The 19,373-nt window shown below is 72.0% G+C and carries 17 protein-coding genes; 14 read left to right on the forward strand and 3 right to left on the reverse strand.

All coding sequences use genetic code 11. The features are described from left to right. Positions 1-13 precede the first annotated feature (13 nt). From argH to ACFZDA_RS28930, 4 genes are all read left to right on the forward strand, one after another. Positions 14-1,447 (forward strand): argininosuccinate lyase, encoded by a 1,434-nt coding sequence (gene argH / locus ACFZDA_RS28915; RefSeq protein ID WP_391087060.1) that lies wholly within the window; start codon positions 14-16, stop codon positions 1,445-1,447. Positions 1,448-1,584: 137 nt separating this feature from the next. Next, entirely contained in the window at positions 1,585-2,556 is a 972-nt protein-coding gene (locus ACFZDA_RS28920) for an aldo/keto reductase (protein WP_391087063.1), read from the forward strand. A 92-nt stretch (positions 2,557-2,648) separates the two neighbouring features. Further along, entirely contained in the window at positions 2,649-3,200 is a 552-nt protein-coding gene (locus ACFZDA_RS28925; RefSeq protein ID WP_391087067.1) for a TetR family transcriptional regulator, read from the forward strand. Then, on the forward strand, positions 3,197-4,720 hold the full coding sequence (locus ACFZDA_RS28930; protein ID WP_391087070.1) for an MFS transporter: 1,524 nt from the start codon (positions 3,197-3,199) through the stop codon (positions 4,718-4,720). The genes ACFZDA_RS28925 and ACFZDA_RS28930 overlap by 4 nt, the downstream gene beginning before the upstream one ends. 95 nt (positions 4,721-4,815) lie before the next feature. Here ACFZDA_RS28930 and ACFZDA_RS28935 read toward each other — a convergent pair whose 3' ends face one another. Then, entirely contained in the window at positions 4,816-5,490 is a 675-nt protein-coding gene (locus ACFZDA_RS28935; RefSeq protein ID WP_391087255.1) for a 1-acyl-sn-glycerol-3-phosphate acyltransferase, read from the reverse strand. Positions 5,491-5,882: 392 nt separating this feature from the next. On the opposite strand from ACFZDA_RS28935, the gene ACFZDA_RS28940 reads away from it, so the two are divergent. The 3 genes from ACFZDA_RS28940 (at position 5,883) to ACFZDA_RS28950 (ending at position 8,219) form a co-directional block, all read left to right on the forward strand. Beyond that, a complete protein-coding gene (locus tag ACFZDA_RS28940; RefSeq protein ID WP_391087073.1) occupies positions 5,883-7,058 on the forward strand; it encodes a glycerophosphodiester phosphodiesterase family protein in 1,176 nt (391 codons plus the stop codon). A 111-nt stretch (positions 7,059-7,169) separates the two neighbouring features. Continuing rightward, entirely contained in the window at positions 7,170-7,664 is a 495-nt protein-coding gene (locus ACFZDA_RS28945; RefSeq protein ID WP_391087076.1) for a sigma-70 family RNA polymerase sigma factor, read from the forward strand. 57 nt (positions 7,665-7,721) lie between these two features. Continuing rightward, positions 7,722-8,219: a GNAT family N-acetyltransferase gene (locus tag ACFZDA_RS28950; RefSeq protein ID WP_391087258.1), complete on the forward strand. Its 498-nt coding sequence runs from the start codon at positions 7,722-7,724 to the stop codon at positions 8,217-8,219. A 69-nt stretch (positions 8,220-8,288) separates the two neighbouring features. Here the strand turns inward: ACFZDA_RS28950 and ACFZDA_RS28955 are convergent, their stop codons facing one another. After that, positions 8,289-8,717 (reverse strand): hypothetical protein, encoded by a 429-nt coding sequence (locus tag ACFZDA_RS28955; protein ID WP_391087079.1) that lies wholly within the window; start codon positions 8,715-8,717, stop codon positions 8,289-8,291. Then, positions 8,698-9,057 (reverse strand): hypothetical protein, encoded by a 360-nt coding sequence (locus tag ACFZDA_RS28960; RefSeq protein WP_391087082.1) that lies wholly within the window; start codon positions 9,055-9,057, stop codon positions 8,698-8,700. Before ACFZDA_RS28960 ends, ACFZDA_RS28955 begins: the two co-directional genes overlap by 20 nt. A gap of 69 nt (positions 9,058-9,126) precedes the next feature. Here ACFZDA_RS28960 and ACFZDA_RS28965 point away from each other — a divergent pair, with 69 nt between their 5' ends. From ACFZDA_RS28965 to cobT, 7 genes are all read left to right on the forward strand, one after another. Then, positions 9,127-9,777, forward strand: a complete 651-nt coding sequence (locus ACFZDA_RS28965) for an HAD-IA family hydrolase (RefSeq protein ID WP_391087084.1) — start codon at positions 9,127-9,129, stop codon at positions 9,775-9,777. 386 nt (positions 9,778-10,163) lie between these two features. Further along, positions 10,164-11,198: an ATP-binding cassette domain-containing protein gene (locus ACFZDA_RS28970; RefSeq protein WP_391087087.1), complete on the forward strand. Its 1,035-nt coding sequence runs from the start codon at positions 10,164-10,166 to the stop codon at positions 11,196-11,198. Further along, on the forward strand, positions 11,195-11,902 hold the full coding sequence (locus tag ACFZDA_RS28975) for a methionine ABC transporter permease MetI (RefSeq protein ID WP_391087090.1): 708 nt from the start codon (positions 11,195-11,197) through the stop codon (positions 11,900-11,902). The genes ACFZDA_RS28970 and ACFZDA_RS28975 overlap by 4 nt, the downstream gene beginning before the upstream one ends. Before the next feature lie 61 nt (positions 11,903-11,963). Beyond that, entirely contained in the window at positions 11,964-12,782 is an 819-nt protein-coding gene (locus tag ACFZDA_RS28980) for a MetQ/NlpA family ABC transporter substrate-binding protein (protein WP_391087094.1), read from the forward strand. Positions 12,783-12,923: 141 nt separating this feature from the next. Continuing rightward, a complete protein-coding gene (locus ACFZDA_RS28985) occupies positions 12,924-13,556 on the forward strand; it encodes a GNAT family N-acetyltransferase (RefSeq protein WP_391087097.1) in 633 nt (210 codons plus the stop codon). Positions 13,557-13,713: 157 nt separating this feature from the next. Continuing rightward, positions 13,714-14,934, forward strand: a complete 1,221-nt coding sequence (gene cbiE, locus ACFZDA_RS28990; RefSeq protein WP_391087100.1) for a precorrin-6y C5,15-methyltransferase (decarboxylating) subunit CbiE — start codon at positions 13,714-13,716, stop codon at positions 14,932-14,934. Between the two features lie 367 nt (positions 14,935-15,301). Beyond that, positions 15,302-19,342: a nicotinate-nucleotide--dimethylbenzimidazole phosphoribosyltransferase gene (gene cobT, locus ACFZDA_RS28995; RefSeq protein WP_391087103.1), complete on the forward strand. Its 4,041-nt coding sequence runs from the start codon at positions 15,302-15,304 to the stop codon at positions 19,340-19,342. Positions 19,343-19,373 lie beyond the last annotated feature (31 nt).

Genomic DNA, 19,373 nt, shown 5'->3' on the forward strand with positions numbered 1-19,373 from the left:
AGGAGCAACGCAAGTGAGCAGCAACAGCGGTGACGTACGGCTCTGGGGCGGCCGTTTCGCCGACGGTCCCGCCGAGGCCCTGGCCAAGCTGTCAGCGTCCGTCCACTTCGACTGGCGGCTCGCGCCGTACGACATCGCCGGTTCGCGTGCGCACGCGCGCGTGCTCCACAAGGCGGGCCTGCTCACCGAGGACGAGCTGACCCGGATGATCGCCGGGCTCGACCGGCTGGAGGCGGACGTCGCCGACGGCTCCTTCGTGGGGACCATCGCCGACGAGGACGTGCACACCGCCCTGGAGCGCGGCCTGCTGGAGCGGCTCGGCCCCGACCTCGGCGGCAAGCTGCGCGCGGGCCGCTCCCGCAACGACCAGGTCGCGACCCTGTTCCGCATGTACCTGCGCGACCACGCCCGCGTCGTCGGCGGCCTGATCGCCGAGCTCCAGGACGCGCTGATCGGCCTCGCCGAGGCCCACCCCGACGTGGCGATGCCCGGCCGCACGCACCTCCAGCACGCCCAGCCGGTGCTCTTCGCGCACCACGTCCTCGCCCATGTCCAGTCGCTGTCCCGGGACGCGGAGCGGCTGCGCCAGTGGGACGCGCGCACGGCGGTGTCGCCCTACGGCTCGGGCGCGCTGGCGGGCTCCTCCCTGGGCCTGGACCCGGAGGCGGTCGCGAAGGACCTCGGCTTCGAGCACGGCAGCTCCGGCAACTCCATCGACGGCACGGCGTCGCGGGACTTCGTCGCCGAGTTCGCCTTCATCACGGCGATGATCGGCGTCAACCTCTCCCGGATCGCCGAGGAGGTCATCCTCTGGAACACGAAGGAGTTCTCCTTCGTGACCCTGCACGACGCGTTCTCGACGGGCTCGTCGATCATGCCGCAGAAGAAGAACCCGGACATCGCCGAGCTGGCCCGCGGCAAGTCCGGCCGGCTGATCGGCAACCTGACGGGCCTGCTGGCCACGCTCAAGGCCCTCCCGCTCGCCTACAACCGCGACCTCCAGGAGGACAAGGAGCCGGTATTCGACTCCATCGACCAGCTGGAGATCCTGCTGCCGGCCTTCACCGGCATGATGGCCACGCTCACGGTCCACCGCGAGCGCATGGAGGAACTGGCCCCCGCCGGCTTCTCCCTCGCCACGGACATCGCCGAATGGCTGGTCAAGCAGGGCGTCCCGTTCCGCGTCGCCCACGAGGTGGCGGGCGAGTGCGTGAAGGTCGCCGAGGGCGAGGGCAAGGAACTGGACGACCTGACGGACGAACAGTTCGCGAAGATCTCGTCCCACCTGACTCCCGAGGTTCGCTCGGTCCTGAACGTCCCCGGAGCCCTGGCTTCCCGCAACGGCAGGGGCGGCACGGCTCCGAGCGCGGTGGCGGTACAGCTGGCGGAGCTGAAGGCCGATGTGGCGGCCCAGCACTCCTGGGCGACAGCGCGGCAAGGATCCTGAGGGGCGCGGGGAACCGCGCGACAAGCCGCAGACTCCCCGCACCCGCCGAACACACAACAAGCCCCGAGCTCTGAGGCGAAGGTCATCCCGGGGGTTACGTTGGTCGAAAGCCACAGCCGACCGAACGGAGCCCCCGGATGCCCTTCGCCCGCCTGGCCAGTGCGACAACCCCCACCTGCCACATCGGCCTCGGCCTCGCCGCCGTCGGACGCCCCGGTTACATCAACCTCGGCCGAGACGAAGACCTCGGAGACGACCGCAGCGCCGAAACGCTGCGCACCCGTACACACGAACTCCTCGACGCGGCCTACGCCCAAGGCGTCCGCTACTTCGACGCCGCCCGCTCCTACGGCCGCTCGGAAGAGTTCCTCGCCGACTGGCTGAACACAAGGCCCGGTCTCGACGACATCGTCGTAGGCAGCAAGTGGGGCTACACCTACACCGCCGACTGGTCCACCGACGCCGAGACGCACGAGGTCAAGGACCACACCCTGGCCACCTACGAACGGCAGCGCGCCGAGAGCGACGCCCTGCTCGGCGACCGGCTCGACCTCTACCAGATCCACTCGGTGACCCCCGACAGCCCGGCCCTCACCGACAAGGAACTGCACGCCAAGCTCGCGGAAGCCGCCGCCCATGGGCTCACCATCGGCTTCTCCACCAGCGGTCCCGCCCAGGGGGATGCCATCCGCGCCGCCCTCGCCGTGACGGTCGACGGCGAACCCCTCTTCCGTACCGCCCAGTCGACGTACAACGCGCTGGAGACCTCCGCCGCGCCCGCCCTCGCCGAGGCCCACGACGCCGGGCTCACCGTGATCGTCAAGGAGGCCATGGCCAACGGCAGGCTCGCCGGGCCGTACGCGCCGGACGTCCTCAAGGAGGTCGCCGAGGAGACCGGGCTGGGCTGCGACGCCGTCGCCCTGGCGGTGGTCCTGCGGCAGCCCTGGGCCGGCGTCGTCCTCTCCGGCGCGGCCACCACCAACCAGCTCGCCTCCAACCTGCACGCGGCGGTCGTCGATCTCGACGACGACCAGCTGACCCGCCTGGACGCACTGGCCGAGGAGCCGCAGGCGTACTGGGAGCGGCGCGGGCAGCTGCCCTGGCACTGATCACCCGTTCCTCTCCTGCCTGGACCGGCAGCCGTGAGTCACGCATGCCCAGTGTGAGACATCTATGTCTCATAATGGGTTATGGTTGTCTCATGGCTGTCGATCCTGACCATGTGCTGCGCACCGCCGCGGCCCTGCTGACCCGCAAATCCACCGCGACCATGGACGAGGTCGCCAAGGCAGCCGGGATCAGCCGCGCCACGCTGCATCGTCACTTCGCCGGGCGGGACGCCCTCGTCCGTGCGCTGGAGTCGCTGGGCATCGCCGAATGCGAGGCCGCGCTGGACGCCGCCCGGCTCGACGAGGGCACGGCGAGCGAGGCCGTCCGCCGACTGGTCAGGGCCATCGAGCCGGCCGCCGGACTCCTCGGGTTCCTCTACACGGAGAACCAGCTGTTCGAAGGCGAGGAGCAGAACGCGGGCTGGACCCTGATCGACGACCGGATCTCCGCCCTGTTCCGGCGGGGCCAGCTCGGCGGCGAGTTCCGCATCGACCTCACCCCGGCCTGGCTCACCGAGGCGCTCTACGGCCTGCTGGCCTCCGGCGCCTGGATGGTGCAGAGCGGCAAGGGCGCCCCCAAGGACTTCCAGTACATGATCGTCGAGCTGCTGCTCGGCGGCGCACTACGGAGAGAGGAATCATGACCAGCACCCTGCAGCCGGCCGAGACGACCGAGGCGGCGCGGCGTCCGGGCCGCTGGCTCGCGCTCGGCGTTCTCGTGCTCGCCGTGCTGCTGGTGGCCGTCGACGCGACCGTCCTCGGTCTCGCGACGCCCTACATCAGCGAGGACCTGAAGCCCTCCGGCACGCAGTTGCTGTGGATCGGCGACGTGTACTCGTTCGTCATCGCCGGTCTGCTCGTCTCCATGGGCAGCCTCGGCGACCGTGTCGGCCGCAAGCGGATCCTGCTGGTCGGGGCCACGGCGTTCGGTGCGATATCCGTGCTCAACGCCTACGCCACGACACCCGGCATGCTGATCGTGGCGCGTGCGCTGCTCGGCGTCGCCGGCGCGACCCTGATGCCGGCCACGCTCGCCCTGATCCGCAACCTCTTCCACGACCCGCGCGAACGCAGTCTCGCCGTCGGTATCTGGGGCGCCACCGCCTCCGCCGGTACAGCAGTCGGCCCGATCGTCGGCGGGTTCCTGCTGGAGCACTTCTGGTGGGGCTCGGTCTTCCTGATCAACCTGCCCGTGATGGCCGTCCTCGTCCTCGTCGGCATCAGGCTGCTGCCCGAGTCGCGCTCCACGAACCCCGGTCCCTGGGACCTGGTCAGCGTCCTGCTGTCACTGGTCGGCATGGTCGGTGTCGTGTACGCGGTCAAGGAGGCCGCCGCGCACGGCTTCGCAGCGGGCACCCTGGCCGCCGGCCTTCTGGGCGTGGCCGCCCTGTACGGGTTCGTACGCCGCCAGCTCACGCTTCCCGCCCCGCTGCTGGACATGCGGCTGTTCGGCAACCGAGGCTTCAGTGGAGCCGTGCTGGCCGATCTGCTGACCATCCTCGGCCTGTCCGGGCTGGTGTTCTTCCTCTCCCAGTACCTGCAACTCGTCCAGGGCCGGCGCCCGTTCGAGGCGGGCCTGGCGGAACTGCCCGCCGCGATCGGCGCGGTGGTGGCCGGTCTGCTGGCGGGGCGTGCGGCCCGGCGCTTCTCGGTGCGGGCCGTCGTCTGCGCGGGACTCGCGGCGATCGGCCTCGCGCTGGCCGCCCTCACGGTGATCGACCAGTCCACCGGCTACCCGCTGCTCGGGGCCGCGCTGCTGGTGGTCGGTGCCGGAGCCGGTCTCTCGTTCACCGTGACCGCCGACGTGATCCTCTCCAGCGTGCCCAAGGAGCAGGCGGGTTCCGCGTCCGCCGTGTCCGAGACGGCGTACGAACTCGGCGCGGCACTCGGCATCGCCGTGCTCGGCTCCATCGTGACGGGTGTCTACCGGGACTTCAGGGGACCGGGGGGTACACCGGCTGCGGCCCATGAGTCACTGGGGGGCGCCGTCGAGGCGGCCGGGAGCATGCCCGCCCACGACTCCGCCGTGATGCTGGACGCGGCCCGCACGGCCTTCGCGGACGGCTTGGCGCTGGCGGCGGGGGCGGGCGCTGCGGTGCTGCTCGCCACCGCCGTGGCGGCATGGTTCATGCTGCGAGGCGGGCGGCTCGACAGCCGGCCGTGAGGGGCGCGGGGCTGTATCGACACGCGGCTCCGGCGCGTGGTCGTGACACGCCGCGTACGACCCCGCTGCCCCCGTACCCGGGAAGCCGAACAGCGCTACGCGGCCTCTTTGGCCTTGCTCGCGTACATGTCCACGTACTCCTGCCCGGACAGCCGCATGACCTCGCTCATCACCGAGTCGGTCACGGCCCGCAGCACGTACCGGTCCCGGTCCATCCCCTCGTAGCGGGAGAACTCCATCGCCTCACCGAACCGGACCGCGACCTTCCCCGGGCGCGGCAGCCCCGCCCCGCCCGGCTGCAGCCGGTCCGTACCGATCATCGCGAACGGCACCACCGGCGCACCCGTCATCAGCGTGAGCCGGGCGATCCCGGTACGCCCCCGGTACAGCCGGCCGTCGGGCGAGCGCGTGCCCTCCGGGTAGATGCCGAAGACCTTGCCCTCCTCCAGTACCCGGCGCCCGGTCATCAGCGCGGCGACGCCGCCCCGGCCACCGTCACGGTCCACGGGGATCATGCCGACGCCGGTGAAGAACCAGGCCATCAGCCGGCCCTTGAAGCCCTTCCCGGTCACGTACTCGTCCTTGCCGATGAAGAAGACCTGACGGTCGCAGACCAGCGGCAGGATCATCGAGTCGATGAACGTCAGGTGGTTGCCGGCCAGGATGACCGGACCGTCGCCGGGAATGCGCTCCGCACCTTCCACCTGAGGGCGGAACATCAGGCGCATGATCGGACCGAGCACTGCCTTGATGAGCGCGAAGCGGGACAACGGACCCTCCGGTGTCAAGGATTCTGTATGAGTCTGTGCAGGTGAGGACGATACTCGCGGCCCGGGCGATCGCGCACATCGGGCACGGCGACTTAACCGAGGTCTTACGTACTGTTGACGTGTGTTTACCTGCGGTGACGCGCCGTCGGCGGTGCGTGCCCCGGCCGTCCCGTGTGACGGACGTCGCTCCCCGGGCGCATCGGACGCGTTCCCAGAACCGCCGCACCGAATCGCCGGGACGCGGTGAACCCGACGTGCCGTCAGTTGTCTGCCCTCACCGGCCACTACGACATCGGTCGTCACCCGCGTGTTCCGCCCGGCGTCTCCCAATGGTCATGTACGCGCCCGTACGATCGGCCCGCACGGACGAGCTCACGGCAGGGAGGGCGCTCATGGGAACGCAGAGGCCGAACGAGGAAGCGAGCGGAACCGGACGGCGGGCCCTGCTCGGCGCGGCGGTCCTCGGCGCCGGGGGAGCGGTCCTCGGCATGACCGGCACGGCGAGAGCCGACGGTGCCCGAGACGGGCAGGGTGGGCACGGCGGGCTGAAGGGCCTGCCCAAGCCGACGATCGTCGGCCACCGCGGCGCCAGCGGCTACCGCCCGGAGCACACCTTCGGCTCGTACCAGCTGGCCCTCGACCTGGGCGCCGACATCGTCGAGGCGGGCGACCTGGTGCCGACGAAGGACGGTCACCTCGTCTGCCGTCACGAGCCGGAGATCGGCGGCACCACGGACGTCGCCGACCACCCGGAGTTCGCCGACCGCAAGAAGACCAAGCTCCTCGACGGCGTCTCCACCACCGGCTGGTTCACCGAGGATTTCACGCTCGCCGAGCTGAAGACCCTGCGGGCGATCGAGCGCATCCCGGCCAACCGCCCGCACAACACCCTCTACAACGGCCGCTGGCAGATCCCCACCTTCGAGGAGGTCCTGATCTGGCAGGAGGCGCAGACCCGCGAGCGCGGCAAGCAGGTGTGGATCTACCCCGAGCTCAAGCACCCCACCTACTTCCGCAAGCAGGGCCTCCCCCTGGAGGAGCGGGTCGCCAAGCTGCTGCGCAAGCACCGCAAGGACCGGCGCACCTCCCCGGTCATCCTCCAGTCCTTCGAGCCGACAAGCATCGAGCGCCTCAACAAGCTCGTCGACAACCCCCTGGTCGTCCTGCTGTCCTCGGCGGACAGCCGCCCCTGGGACTTCGTCGAGACGGGCGACCCGCGCACCGTCGCCGACCTGGTCAAGCCGGCCGGCCTGCGGGAGATCGCCTCCTACGCGCAGGGCATCGGCCCGACCCTCGACCTGGTCGTCCCGCGCGACGCCAAGGGCAATCTCACGCAGCCCACGACACTCGTCCGGGACGCGCACAGGGTGGGCCTGATCCTGCACCCCTGGACGATGCGCAACGAGAACCCCTTCCTGCCCGCGGACTTCCGCAAGGGCACGGACGCGGACGCCTACGGTGACGTCTTCGGCGCGTACCAGGCGTATTTCGCGACCGGCATCGACGGCGTCTTCACCGACCAGCCCGACACGGGCGTGCTGGCCCGCGAGGACTTCCTCGGCGACTGAGGAATCGACGCGTCGGCGGCTGAGCGTCAATACATGAGCTCACACCGCCCGGTCGAGTGAGCTTCGGCCGCCCGGGCAACCCGCGGCCCGGGCGGCCGCGTCGCTCCGCATATGACGCCCGACCTGGTCACCGCCCTGCGCCCGCTGCTCACCGCCGAGGCCTCCGCGGAAGCACATGCCGCCGGAGCCGACGCGGGTGACCTGGAGCAGGCGGTCTGGCTCCGCCTGCTGGAGCGCCTCGATTCCGAGGGTCCGCCACTCGACCCGCAGGAATGGCTCCGCCGGGCCGTCCGCGCCGAAGCGCGCCGCACTCGCCTTACGGGCCGCAGCGAACGGCCGTACGCCGTCGAACCGGCCGACGACGCGGACGCCGGGCCCGAACAGCTCGCCCTCGCCGCGGCCCGCGGCCGTGCCCTGCGCGCGGCCGTACGCCGGCTCCCGGGCCGGTGCCCCCGCCTGATGGAGGCCCTGCTCTCTCCCGAGGACCTGACATACCGGGAAATCGCGGGGGAGTTGGGTATCTCACAGGGCAGTCTTGGCCCGGAACGTTCCAGATGCCTGGGATGTCTGCGGAGATTGCTCACACCGGAGGTTGCGGCCCACTGAGGACGGGGATAGGAGTGAGGAACGACAGGTGATCAGATGAGCGGGAGGCGTGCGCACATGGGCATGAGCGTGACCATCTCTGCGGCGACCGAGCAGGACGCGGAGCAGATCTTCAGGCTGCAGTACCTGTGCTTCCAGTCGGAGGCGGCGCTGTACGGGAACTACCGCATCGACCCGCTCGTCCAAACCCTCGACTCGGTCCGCGAGGAGGTCGCCCGGGACTGCGTCTTCGTGGCCCGGCTCGGCGACGAGGTCGTCGGCTCGGTCCGCGGCTCGGTCACCGAGGACGGCGCCGCCGCGATCGGCAAGCTCTGCGTCCACCCCCGCCTCCAGGGGCACGGCATCGGCGCCCGTCTCCTCCGCGCCGCCGAATCGGCCCTCGCCGACCAGCACGGCGCCACCCGCTTCCGCCTCCACACCGGCCACCGCAGCGAGGGCAACCTCCGCCTCTACCGCAAGGTGGGCTACGAAACGGTGGGCACGTCCCAGGGCGCGGACGGCGTACCGATGATCGTCCTGGAGAAGCCGGCCAGTACGTACGCGGCGACGGCTTGAAGCTCGCACCCCAGGGGCGCGGGGAACCGCGCGAGCAACCACACACGGCCGGCGGCCGCCTGACGAACCTCAGGCGGCACCCGCCCGAGGCGCACCCTTCCGCAGCCAGTAGATGGCGGTCAGCGGAAGGAGCACGGGAATGAAGACGTAGCCCATCCCGAAGTCCGACCACACGGTGGCGTCGGGAAATGCCGACGGCTCGACCAGCGTCCACGTTCCCACCGTCAGCACGCCCACCAACTCCGCGACACAGCACACGAGCGCCGCCCGCCGAGCCGTCTCCCCGCCCCGCACCAACGAGTACGTGATGAACCCGTACACCACACCGGCCACCGCCGACAGCGAGTACGCCAGTGGCGCCCGGTCGAACTCGGTCGCGATCTGGTAGGCCGACCGCGACACCGCGCCCACGACCATCACGCCGTACAGCCACACCAGCAGCGTGCCCGGCCCGCTGGTCAGCCGCCGCCGGCTCACCTCAGCTTCCCCAGATGTCATAGAGCCGCACCTCCAGCACAGCCAGCACCACACCGCCGGCGGCGACCGTCACCGAACCCCACCGGGTGCGCTCCGCCAGCGACATGAACCCCGCCGCCGGGACACACGCGAACGCGCCGATCAGATACGCCACGAAGATCGTCGTGCCCTGCTCCGGCTTCTCGCCCTGCGCCAGCAGCACGATCCCGACCGCCAGCTGGACCAGCGTCAGCAGCGTGACCACGGCCATCCCTATGAAGTGCCAGTCCTTCGTCGGCTGGTCACGGTAGGCGGCCCAGCCGCACCAGGCGGCGAGCAGCAGCGCGGCGACACCGGTCACCAGCGTCAGGGCATCAACCATGCTGCGACCTTATTACGGCTGAAAAGGCCCGGTGCTTCCGGCCCTGGCCTGCACCGTAGGGTCGTGGGCATGAAGATCCACGCGCACGCCCTGCTGTTCGACAACGACGGAACCCTGGTCTCCTCCCTCGCCTCGGTGGACCGCTGCTGGGCGCGGTGGGCCACGGAGTACGGGATCACGGCCGAGGAGTTCGCCCGGGTCGAGCTGCACGGCCGGCCGGCCGCCGAGATAGCCGCCGACCTGCTGCCCGCCGACGTGGTGCCGCAGGCCGTCGCGCGGATCGAGGACCTGGAAGTGGAGGACGTCCCAGGCGGCGGGGTGCACCTGCTCCCGGGGACCCGCGCCTTCCTCGACGCCCTGCCCGCCGAACGCTGGGCCGTCGTCACCTCCGCCACCCGGCGGCTGGCCGAGGCCCGGCTCGACGCCGTCGGCATCCTGCCCAAGACCCTCGTCGCCGCCGACGACGTCACCCACGGCAAGCCCGACCCCGAGCCCTATCTGCTCGCCGCCCGCACCCTCGGCGTCGACCCCGCCCGGTGCGTCGTCTTCGAGGACGCCCCCGCGGGGCTCGCGGCCGGTCGCGCCGCCGGCATGACCACCGTGGCGTTGACCACAACCCACCAGGCCCACGAGCTCCGGGCCGACCTGGTGGTCGAGAACCTGTCGGCCCTGTCCGCACTGGTCACCGAGCAGGGCGTGGAGATCTCCCCGCGCGGCTGACGGAAGCCGGCGGATCCCGGCCCTTGTCCACCGCTGTCCAGCATCCGGACAGCGGCGGCCGGACAGGACCGTACGCATGTTTTACTGACGACATGACCACGACGAGCGACCGCATCCCCGCGACCGAGGCGACCATGACGCCCGGTGCTCGTTGTATGTGTCGAATGTGCGCCTTCTAGAGGGCCCCCGCACCACCCCCTGAGCTCGCGCCCCGAAGCGAGACAGCGGCATGTCCGCACGCCCTGAGCCGTGCGTGACAGCAAGCCGCCCGCGCACATGTTCTCCCCGGTTCCACGCCCCAGCGAGAACCGTGTCGCGTCCCTGAACGAATGCCTCTGTGCCCGGGCACACCCACGCCCGCGCACTCGACAGTGACGGAAACCCACGTGATCACCACAACGGACCTGACCAAGGTCTACCGTTCGCGCGGCCGCGAGGTCACCGCCCTGGACGGCGTCGACCTGCACGTCCGCGAAGGCGAGGTGTACGGCGTCATCGGCCAGTCCGGCGCCGGCAAGTCCTCGCTCATCCGCTGCGTCAACCTCCTGGAGCGCCCCACCTCCGGCACCGTGACGGTCGCCGGACAGGACCTCACCGCGCTGGCCGGCCGGGGCCCGCGCGCCGGAAGGGAACTGCGGCAGGCGCGCAGCCGGATCGGCATGGTCTTCCAGCACTTCAACCTGCTGTCCTCCCGGACCGTCCAGGACAACGTCGAACTGCCGCTGGAGATCCTCGGCACGTCCGGCGCGGAACGCTCCCGCAAGGCACGGGAGCTGCTCGACCTGGTCGGCCTCGCCGACAAGGCGGGGGCCTACCCCGCCCAGCTCTCCGGCGGCCAGAAGCAGCGCGTCGGCATCGCCCGCGCCCTGGCCGGCGACCCGAAGGTGCTGCTGTCCGACGAGGCCACCAGCGCCCTCGACCCGGAGACCACCCGCTCGATCCTGGCGCTGCTGCGCGACCTCAACCGGCAGCTCGGTCTGACCGTGCTGCTCATCACGCACGAGATGGACGTCGTGAAGTCGGTCTGCGACTCCGCCGCGCTCATGGAGAACGGCCGCATCGTCGAGTCCGGCACGGTCAGCGAGCTGCTGGCCACTCCCGGCTCCGAACTGGCCGCCGCACTGTTCCCGCTCGACGGCGAGGCCTCCGGCGAGGACCGCACCGTCGTCGACGTCACCTTCCAGGGCGAGAGCGCGACCCAGCCCGTCATCTCGCAGCTCGCCCGCACCTACAACATCGACATATCGATCCTCGGCGCCGCCATCGACACCGTCGGCGGCCTCCAGGTCGGCCGGATGCGCATCGAACTGCCCGGCCGCTACGAGGACAACGTGGTGCCGATCGGCTTCCTGCGGGAGAAGGGCCTCCAGGTCGAGGTCCCGGGACGCGAGTCCGCGCTGGTGAAGGAGGGCGTCAAGTGACCTGGTCCGAGATGCGGCCCCTGCTGGAACAGGCGTGTTGGGACACGCTCTACATGGTCGGCTGGTCCACGCTCATCGCCGTCGTCGGCGGACTGCCGCTCGGCATCCTGCTGGTCCTGACCGACCGCGGCGGCCTGCTCCAGAACCTCGTCGCCAACAAGGTCATCGGGCAGATCGTGAACATCGCCCGCTCGCTGCCGTTCATCATCCTGATGGTCGCGCTGATGACCTTCACCCGCTGGATCACCGGCACCACCATCGGCCGCGAGGCCGCCATCGTGCCGCTGGCCATCGGTGCCATCCCCTTCTTCGCGCGCCTGGTCGAGACGGCCGTCCGCGAGGTGGACGACGGACTCGTCGAGGCCGTGCAGGCCATGGGCGGCAACACCTGGACCGTCGTCCGCAAGGTCCTCGTACCCGAGTCCCTGCCGTCGCTGATCTCCAGCACCACCACCACGATCGTCGCCCTCATCGGCTACTCGGCGATGGCGGGCACCGTCGGCGCCGGCGGCCTCGGCGACATCGCCATCCGCTACGGCTACCAGCGCTTCGAGACCCAGCTGATGTGGATCACCGTCGCGATCCTCGCCGTCGTCATCTCGGTCATCCAGTTCGCCGGCGACTACGCGGCCCGCTCCCTGCACCGCCGCGGCGCCCACTCGGGCCCCGCCCCGAGACTGCGGCTGCTCAAAGCCGCCTCCTGAACCCCCGTACACCCACAACGGGGCCGCATCACCCGCAAGGTCATAAGGAAAGGCACTTTTCGTGCGTAACACCGCCAAGATCACCACCGCCGTCCTCGCCGCCGGAGCCCTCACCCTCGGGCTCAGCGCCTGCGGCGCGGGCGACTCCGGCTCCGACGGACCCCTGGTCGTCGCCGCCAGCCCCGTCCCGCACGCCGAGATCCTCACCTACGTCAAGGACCACCTGGCGAAGAAGGAGGGCCTGGACCTCCAGGTCAAGGAGTTCACCGACTACGTCACGCCGAACACGGCGACGCAGGACGGCTCCGTGGGCGCCAACTACTTCCAGAACAAGCCGTACCTCGACGACTTCAACAAGAAGAACGGCACCGACATCGTGCCCGTCGTCACGGTCCACCTGGAGCCGCTCGGCCTCTACTCCCACAAGGTCAAGAAGGCCGACGACCTGAAGAGCGGTGCGACCGTCGCCATTCCCAACGACACGGTCAACGAGGCCCGCGCCCTCAAGCTCCTCGCCGCCAACGGGCTCATCACCCTCAAGGCGGGCGTCGGCAACGAGGCGACCCCCTCCGACATCTCCAAGAACCCCAGGAACCTCAAGTTCAAGGAGCTGGAGGCGGCCCAGACGCCGCGCTCCCTCGACGACGTGGACGCCGCCGTCGTCAACGGCAACTACGCCATCGAGTCCGACCTCAAGCCCTCGAAGGACGCCCTCGTCCTGGAGTCCCCGAAGAACAACCCGTACGGCAACTTCCTCGCCGTGAAGAAGGGCCAGGAGAACGACCCGCGCGTGAAGAAGCTCGCGAAGCTGCTCACCTCGCCCGAGGTGAAGAAGTTCATTCAGGACAAGTACGCCGGCTCCGTGCTCGCCTCCTTCTGAGCACCCGCACGGCACCCGCCCCGCACGGGCTCCTCCCTCACCGGGTGGGGGAGGGCCCCGTGGTGCGGATCAGTGCTTTCATGCTGCATGCTGGGCAGTTCAGCAGGCCCTGAAGGTTCACCGAAGGTTACGGAGCGGCGCATGACGAGCACCTTTCCCAACGTCTCCATCAGCACGGAGCGGTTGGTCCTGCGCCCCCTGGAGGAGCCGGACATCCAGTCGTTCGCCGACATGATGAACGACGAGTTCGTCACCGCCTGGACCACCGTCCCGCACCCTTACACCGAGGCCGACGCGCGCTCCTGGATCACCGAACAGGCCCCCGCCGAACGGGCCGAGGGCCGCGGCATCGTCTTCGCCGTCACCGAGTTCCTCACCCAGCGCCTGGTCGGCGTCGTCCACCTGCGGAACACCGACTGGCGGATCCGCTCCAGCGAGATCTCCTACGTCATCGCCCCCTGGGCCCGCGGCGAGGGCTACGCCTGTGAGGCGGCGCTCATCACCGCGCAGTGGCTCTTCAACGACCAGAAGTTCGAACGCCTCGAACTGCGCACCCCGGCCGACAACACCGCCTCCCAGCAGGTCGCCCAGAAGATCGGCTGCATCAGCGAGGGAGTCCTGCGCGGCGCCTGGATAGCCCGGGCACGCAGGGACGACGGCGAGTGGACCGAGGTACGCACCGACCTGATCGTCTGGAGCCTGCTCCCCGAGGACCTCGAAGGCGTGGGCGACCAGCTGCCCGGCGGCTTCACGTCGTTCGGCGACTGGAACTGACGCAGGCGACCGGAACGGACACGGTGCGCGACGGCACCGCAGCCCCCTTCACCGGCTCCACCGGGTACTCTCACGGAGCCCACCCGCGGGCAGCTCATCACACGACACACGCGACCTGACACAGACGACCTGCGAAAACCCCTGGAGACTGACGACGATGGCCGACCGGGTCACGGTGATCGGCTGGGACGGTTCGCCGCTGACCGCCGCGGCACGCGCCGCCCTCGGTGCCGCCACGCTCGTGGCGGGTGCCGCCCACCACCTGGCGCTCCCCGAGGTACCCGCCGGCGCCGAGCGCATCCGCCTCGGCAGCGTCGCACTCGCCGCCCGCCGCATCGCCGCACACCGCGGCACGGCCGTCGTGCTCGCCGACGGCGACCCCGGCTTCTTCGGCGTCGTACGCACCCTGCGCGCCCCCGAGTTCGGCCTCGAAGTGGAGGTCGTCCCCGCCGTCTCCTCGGTCGCCGCCGCCTTCGCCCGCGCCGGCATGCCCTGGGACGACGCACAGGTGGTCGTCGCACACCGCCGTACCCTGCGCCGCGCGGTGAACGTGTGCCGGGCCCATACCAAGGTGGCGGTTCTCACCTCACCCGGCGCCGGTCCCGCCGAACTCGGACTCCTCCTCGAAGGAGTCCACCGCTCCTTCGTCATCTGCGAGGAACTCGGCACCGCGCACGAGCGGGTCAGCGTCGTCACCTCCGACAAGGCCGCCGACTTCACCTGGCGCGACCCCAACGTCGTCATCGTCCTCGGCGGCCCGGCCGGACCCGGCACCACCGGGGAGGCCGGCGGCTGGATCGCCGGCCGCGACCCGTCCGCCGGACCACGCGGCTGGTCCCTGCCCGCCGAGGCGTACGGCGGCGACCTCGGCGAGGGCGAGACCCCGCTGCTGCGCGCCTCCCAACTCGCCCGTCTCGGACCGCGCGTCGGCGACCTGGTGTGGGACATCGGCTGCGGCAGCGGCGCCTTCGCCGTCGAGGCCGCGCGCGCCGGCGCCGCCGTCCTCGCCGTCGACAGCGACCGGGCGGCCTGCGCCCGCACCGACGGGGCCGCCCGCCGCCTCGGCGTCCAGCTCCAGATCGTGCACGGCACCGCCCCGCACGTCCTGGAGAACCTGCCCGAGCCCGACGTCGTCCGCGTCGGCGGCGGGGGAGCGGCCGTCGTCTCGGCCGTCGCCGACCGCCGCCCGCAGCGCATCGTCACGCACGCCGCCACCCGGGACGCCGCCGAACTCATCGGCCGGGACCTGACGGAGCACGGCTACGGCGTCGAGTGCGCCCTGCTCCAGTCCGTCGAACTCGACACCCGGGCCTGGACGGAGAAAGAACGGAGCGTCGCGTTCCTGCTCAGCGGGGTGCTGCCCCGCCGCAGCGGCTGACCCCGCCGCCGTCCCCGTGATCGGGTTGTCGTACCGCGCGCGGTAGGCTGGCCGATCGCTGCACCGCACGCGGACGTCCGGCAGTTCGTCGGTCAATGTCCGGAAAACCCGCCCGTTTTGGGGGGAGTGTGGTACGGCAGAACCGGAGGACGCGCAACGTGGCGCAGTCCACAGTGGAACCGTCGCGGATCAAGGTGCCGTGACGGTGCTTCGGCCGCAACAATGCCAGTGAGTGGCTTTGTCGCCTTTTACGGGCGGGCCGTTCGTGCCGCTGGGGACGCACGCTCGTTCTTCACTGTGGGGCGGTCGGTGCGCCGTTCCGGGTGAGCTGGTCGTAGGAGCACTAACCGATGGGCGAGGGGTACGCATGACCGACACCGGCCAGGTCCCGGGCGAGGGACTGCCGGAGAACGCAGGCATGGTGGAACAGCCGGGCGCCTCCGCGCACGGTGCGTACGCCTACCTCTCCGAGAACCCCGCCGAGGACGAAGACCTGTTGCTGCCGGGCTCCCACGGCGCCTGGGGCAACGAGGTCGCCCCGCCCGCGCCGGAGCCGGTCGTCGAGGCCGTGCACCAGCCGGGCCCGCACGAGATCTCCGGCCGCGACAGCGGCTCGGTCGACCTCGGCGGCGTCCGCCTGCCCGACCCGCCGCCGATCCCGCCCATCACCCCGCGCCGGCCACTGCACCTCGGCCCGCCCCTCCCCGACAGCTCCGCCAGCCCGGTCCGCTCGCTGGCCGACCGCGGCCCCGCGGAAGCGCCGGTACGACAGCCCGCGGGCGCGGCGCCCGGCCCGGAGTACCTCGACGTCCCGCGCGCCCCGGAGGCGCCCGCCTCGGCCGCCGCGCCCTGGGGCGCGCAGGTTCCGCCCCAGGCCCCGGTGGGCGCCGGGGCGGCGCCTGCGGAAACGGTTGTTCCGGCAGCGGAACAGACGGGCACGGCCCAGGCCGTCGCCACCCGCGTCGCCCCGGAGCCGGCCGCCGCGGCACAGTCGGCCCCGGCCAGGGCGGCGCAGGGTGCCCACGCCGGGCAGCCCGCGCAGGAGGCGACGGCGCCGGGCGAAGCCGCCGGTGCCCCGGTGGCTGCCGGCGAGCCGGAGCAGGCCGTTCCCCCGGTGGCCGCGGCCGAGCCCGGGGTTGCTGGTGAGCCGGCTGGTGCGGGCGCCGGCCCGGAGGCTGGGCCGGTGGCCGCGGCCGAGTCCGTACAGGGCGCGGCGGTTGCGGCCGGGCCGGCTGGTGCGGGCGCCGGTCCGGTGGGTGAGCCGGCGGTCGCCGCCGAGGCGGAGCAGGGTGACTCCGAGCAGGGCGCGGACAGTGCGAGTGGGCCCGCAGGCGCGGGCGTCGCACCGGACGCCGGCCAGGTGGCTGCCTCCGAGGCCGGCACCGGCGCCGTGGGCGCTTCGGAGCCTGTTCCGGGGGAGGCGCCGGGGCCGGTCATGGACAGTTCTGGTCAGGAGGGTGAACCGGCGCTCGCCGAGGGTGCTCCCGACGTACCCGGGCCGGTCGCCGCCGCAGGTGGTGAGCAGGCCCCGGGGGCCGCCGCGGAGCAGGACGCGGCATCCGCTCCCGTCCCGGAGGCCGCACCGGTGCCCGAGACGGTCCCGGCCCCGGAGGCCGCCGCCACGCCCGAGCAGGCCGTCGTGACTGCGCCCGAGGCGGACGCGGTGGAGGCCGTCGCCGCCCAGGCGCCGGCCGCGGTGGGGTCCGATGCCGCACATGCGGAGGCGCAAGCACCGGCACCGGGCGTGGCCCCCGCGGCCGCGGTAGCAGGTGTGCCCGTGACCGAGGCCGCCGCGCAAGCTGCTGAGCCGATCGCACCGCAAGCTGCCCCTCAGGCCCCCGAGGCCCCTCAGGCCCCCGAGGCGACTGAGGCCGAGGCAGCCGCGCAGGAACCTGACATGACGGCGCCGCAGACCGCCGCTGCCGCCCCCGAAGCGCCCGCCGACGCACCCGCCCCGGCCCCCGAGGCGGTCGCCCCGGAGGCCGGCGCTCCCGCTGCCGAGGCTCCCGCGCCCGCCCCGGACGCCCCCGCCCCCGCACCGGAGACCACCGAACCGCCCCAGCCCCCTGCCGCAGCGGCGCCTTCCCAGCCCGCCGGGACGGCCACCCCGGACTCCGGAGCCGAGCCCTCCGCACCTGTCCAGGCGGCCCCCGAGGCGACCGTCGAGGCAGAGGCAGAGGCAGAGGCACCCGCTCAGGCCCCCGAAACGGCCGCGCCCGACCCTACGGCCGAAGCACCGGCGACGGCACCCGAGCCGGTAGCCACCACACCCGAGCCGATGGCCGCCGCCCCCGACGCGGCAGCGACCGCACCCGAGCCCGCCGAAGCCGCCCCCACCCCCGCGGCACCGGAGGCCCCCCGAACCCCCCAGCCCCAGGAGACCCCCCCGGCATCCGCCGAGGACGTCACCGTCGTACTCCCCGGCCCGGCCCCGGACGAGCAGGCCGGGCAGCATGTCCAGGGCCCGCAGCAGTCCCAGGCCGCCGTCCCTCAGCCGGCCCAGCCCGAGGCGGAATCCGTGGTCATCGTCCCCGCACCCCGCGAAGGCGACGCCGAACTCGCACAGAACGCCGACGACCTGGACACCCGGGGCGCCGAACAGGAAGACCTGGCGGATCAGGAACGCCACGAAGCAGAGAGCGCGGGTGCGGTGGCACAAGCACGACAGTCCACCGGTCCCGCCGCCCCCGGCTACGACCCCGCCGAGCGCGAGGCCGTGCTGAAGGTCATGCGGGAACGCCGTGACATCCGCAACGGCTTCCGCAGCGACCCGATCCCGCACGAGGTGCTGCTCCGCGTCCTGGAGGCCGCACACCACGCGCCCTCCGTCGGCCACTCGCAGCCCTGGGACTTCGTCGTCATCCGCTCCGCCGACACCCGGCGCGCGATGCACGAACTGGCCATGCGCCAGCGCGACGCCTACGCGAAGTCCCTCCCCAAGGGCCGGGCGAAGCAGTTCAAGGAACTGAAGATCGAGGCCATCCTCGACACCCCGGTGAACATCGTGGTCACCGCCGATCCGACCCGCGGCGGCCGTCACACCCTCGGCCGTCACACCCAGCCCCAGATGGCCCCGTACTCGGCCGCCCTGGCCGTGGAGAACCTCTGGCTCGCCGCCCGCGCCGAAGGCCTCGGCGTCGGCTGGGTCAGCTTCTTCGACGAGCGCGAGATGGTCCGCGCCCTCGGCCTGCCCGAGCACCTCGAGATCATCGCCTACCTGTGCGTCGGTTACGTCGACGAGTTCCCGGACGAGCCCGAGCTGTTGCAGGCGGGCTGGTCCAAGCGCCGCCCGCTGTCCTGGGTCGTGCACGAGGAGACGTACGGCCGCCGTGCCCTGCCCGGAGAGGAACCGCACGACCTGCTCGCCGAGACCGTCGCGCAGATCCGCCCGCTCGACGCCAAGGCGCTCGGCGAGGCGTGGGAGCGCCAGAAGCGTATGACCAAGCCGGCCGGTGCGCTGGGCATGCTGGAGATCATCTCCGCGCAGTTGTCCGGCCTGTCCCGCCAGTGCCCGCCGCCCATCCCGGAGCCGGCCGCCGTCGCGATCTTCGCCGCCGACCACGGCGTGCACGCGCAGGGGGTCACCCCGTGGCCGCAGGAGGTCACGGCCCAGATGGTGGCCAACTTCCTCGGCGGCGGCGCGGTCTGCAACGCCTTCGCCACCCAGGTGGGGGCCGAGGTCTGCATCGTCGACGTGGGCGTCGCCGCCGATCTCCCGGCCACGCCGGGCCTGCTGCCCCGCAAGGTCCGGGCCGGCACGTCCGACATGACCACCGGTCCCGCGATGACCCGAGAGGAGGCCAGGCAGGCCATCGAGGTCGGCATCGAGACCGCCCGGGACCTGGTCGCGGCGGGCAACAAGGCGCTGCTCACCGGGGAGATGGGCATCGCGAACACGACCGCGTCCGCCGCTCTGATCTCCGTCTTCACGGGTGCGGACCCGGCCGAGGTGACGGGCCGGGGCACCGGCATCAACGACGAGACCCTCGCCCGCAAGACGGAGGTGGTCCGCCGCGCCCTCGAACTCCACCAGCAGGACCCGGCCGACCCGGTCGGTGTGCTCGCCGCGATCGGCGGCTTCGAACACGCGGCCATCGTCGGCCTCCTCCTCGGTGGCGCGTCGCTGCGGACGCCGGTGATCCTGGACGGCGTCAGCGCCGGCGCCGCCGCTCTGGTGGCCCGCGCCATCGCCCCGGAGGTCCTGGCGGCCTGCATCGCCGGCCACCGCAGTGCCGAGCCCGGCCATGTGGCCGCGCTGAACAAGCTCGGCCTGCGGCCCCTGGTCGACCTCGACCTCCGCCTCGGCGAGGGCACGGGCGCCCTCCTGGCCCTCCCCCTGGTCCAGAGCACGGCCAGGGCGATGCACGAGGTGGCGACGTTCGATTCGGCAGGAGTGACGGAGAAGTAGGGAACGGGCGCAGCGGGGCAGCGCCCCCGGG

Origin of the sequence: Streptomyces sp. NPDC007991, assembly GCF_042958445.1 — a bacterium.
Lineage (GTDB): Bacteria > Actinomycetota > Actinomycetes > Streptomycetales > Streptomycetaceae > Streptomyces.

Excerpts from the sequence above, each read along its gene's own strand:
- ACFZDA_RS28920 (WP_391087063.1), top strand. The coding sequence starts at position 1,585 with ATGCCCTTCGCCCGCCTGGCCAGTGCGACAACCCCCACCTGCCACATC.
- ACFZDA_RS28925 (WP_391087067.1), top strand. The coding sequence starts at position 2,649 with ATGGCTGTCGATCCTGACCATGTGCTGCGCACCGCCGCGGCCCTGCTG.
- ACFZDA_RS28930 (WP_391087070.1), top strand. The coding sequence starts at position 3,197 with ATGACCAGCACCCTGCAGCCGGCCGAGACGACCGAGGCGGCGCGGCGT.
- ACFZDA_RS28940 (WP_391087073.1), top strand. The coding sequence starts at position 5,883 with ATGGGAACGCAGAGGCCGAACGAGGAAGCGAGCGGAACCGGACGGCGG.
- ACFZDA_RS28945 (WP_391087076.1), top strand. The coding sequence starts at position 7,170 with ATGACGCCCGACCTGGTCACCGCCCTGCGCCCGCTGCTCACCGCCGAG.
- ACFZDA_RS28950 (WP_391087258.1), top strand. The coding sequence starts at position 7,722 with ATGGGCATGAGCGTGACCATCTCTGCGGCGACCGAGCAGGACGCGGAG.
- ACFZDA_RS28955 (WP_391087079.1), bottom strand. The coding sequence starts at position 8,717 with ATGACATCTGGGGAAGCTGAGGTGAGCCGGCGGCGGCTGACCAGCGGG.
- ACFZDA_RS28960 (WP_391087082.1), bottom strand. The coding sequence starts at position 9,057 with ATGGTTGATGCCCTGACGCTGGTGACCGGTGTCGCCGCGCTGCTGCTC.
- ACFZDA_RS28965 (WP_391087084.1), top strand. The coding sequence starts at position 9,127 with ATGAAGATCCACGCGCACGCCCTGCTGTTCGACAACGACGGAACCCTG.
- ACFZDA_RS28985 (WP_391087097.1), top strand. The coding sequence starts at position 12,924 with ATGACGAGCACCTTTCCCAACGTCTCCATCAGCACGGAGCGGTTGGTC.
- cbiE (WP_391087100.1), top strand. The coding sequence starts at position 13,714 with ATGGCCGACCGGGTCACGGTGATCGGCTGGGACGGTTCGCCGCTGACC.
- cobT (WP_391087103.1), top strand. The coding sequence starts at position 15,302 with ATGACCGACACCGGCCAGGTCCCGGGCGAGGGACTGCCGGAGAACGCA.